Here is a 1,511-nt window from a genome sequence, read left to right on the forward strand (position 1 = left end):
AACGGCCATTTTTTTGAATTGTTCGTCAAATACTCGATTGCTCATAGTTAAACAAATTTAATTATTCATCATTAAATCTGTCTCTACTCAAATGTACTAACTCCACAGCAGGCCATTTCACAAAGAGAAAGACATCTGCTTACCATCATTGAGGCAAATTCGGGTATTAAAACCAGCGACATGGCGAAAAAACTTGGTGTTTCAAGCGCAACCGTGAAAAGGATGTTGGACAGCCTTTTGTCGGCAAAACTTATAGAAAGGCATGGAATTGGCCCCGGGTCTTATTACACACTGCTATAGTCATCGGCTCACTATTGGTTCTTACTGGCTCATATCGGCTCATTTCAGGAGTCGAGGTTTAAAAATCTGCACACACCAAGGCATTTTCACCGCTTAGGCCACCGGAACGCAAGGCGGGGAATCGGGTCAAGGGCGCCGGAGGGCAAAGGCCTGCGGGAGGAGGCGTTTATATACCCTTGACCTTTCCCACGCCGTGGGTAATTTTGGCCGGGCGGTGCAAAGGCCGGACGCCCTGAACCACCCGTAAACTCAACGCCTAATCCCTTGTGACTGCGCTTTCTTTTTCCGTTTTCGCCGCTTTTCCTCTTCCTCGATGGGGTTTTGCTGCTCACCCGCTCCCTCCACCGGAGCCATTTAGTAATCCCAATAGGTCGGCAGCCATGCTGCCCGTGGTGGCCAGCATTTCGCCCACGCTTTCGAACATGCCGTGGGCAACATCATGTGCCAGTTCCATTGCCAACGGCTGCCCATGCGGATGCCGCTCCGTCAGTTCCGTGAGCGTGTGCATCTGCGCCTTTTGCTGTGCCGTGCCGTTCTTCATCGTGTTGGCATATTGCAGGCTGTCTTTCAGGTTGCGCTCAAAATCGAACAGTTCATCGAACAGCGTTTCGCCCGACTGCTTGAACGCCGTGCGGTCGAACTGCCCCAACTTCTGCGAATGGGCTTTGTTCCGGCCTCGTGACGTGTTCTGCGGGCTTAGCTTGATTTTGTTGGTGATGTCCTTGCGGCTCACGATGATTTGGACGTGCATCTGCCGCCCCTCCTTGCGTTCGCCTTTTCTCTTTAGCCCGCTTTTTACCTCCCTGTCGTTGTGGTTGTAATAGCGGTAATTTTCCAGCTTGCCGAACCAAAGCAAATCCTTGTGGCTGTCGATGCCGGGGCGTTTGAAGTTACGGGCATACTCGTCCATTACCCTCGCGGCAAATGCTTTCAGTTTTTCCCTTGCCCCGTCCTCGCCGTATTTGGACACGAGGTGTGCCAGTTCCTTTTGGCTGGGGCTGATGTTGATGAGGAAGAATTTGCTGTCTTCCCTGCCCAGCTTCGCCACGTTGCGGTCGATGTTCATCCTTACTTCATGGGGTTTGGCGTCATTGACCGTTCCATTGAACCCGGACTGAGCGAAGAAGAGCAGAAGATACGCCGTCTTGAGAAAGAGCTGAAAGAGGCCAAAATAGAACGCGACATATTAAAAAAGGCGGTCAGCATCTTCT

Annotated in this window: 2 protein-coding genes; one reads left to right on the forward strand and one right to left on the reverse strand. The window is 51.6% G+C overall.

Annotated features, from left to right (window positions below):
- The first annotated feature begins 114 nt into the window (after window positions 1-114).
- Window positions 115-300 (forward strand): helix-turn-helix transcriptional regulator, encoded by a 186-nt coding sequence (locus tag ABD930_RS08715; RefSeq protein WP_345231339.1) that lies wholly within the window; start codon window positions 115-117, stop codon window positions 298-300.
- Window positions 301-628: 328 nt separating this feature from the next.
- Here the strand turns inward: ABD930_RS08715 and ABD930_RS08720 are convergent, their stop codons facing one another.
- Window positions 629-1,366: a DUF5712 family protein gene (locus ABD930_RS08720; RefSeq protein WP_345231338.1), complete on the reverse strand. Its 738-nt coding sequence runs from the start codon at window positions 1,364-1,366 to the stop codon at window positions 629-631.
- Between the last annotated feature and the right edge of the window lie 145 nt (window positions 1,367-1,511).

This window comes from Olivibacter ginsenosidimutans (assembly GCF_039542865.1).
GTDB lineage: Bacteria > Bacteroidota > Bacteroidia > Sphingobacteriales > Sphingobacteriaceae > Olivibacter > Olivibacter ginsenosidimutans.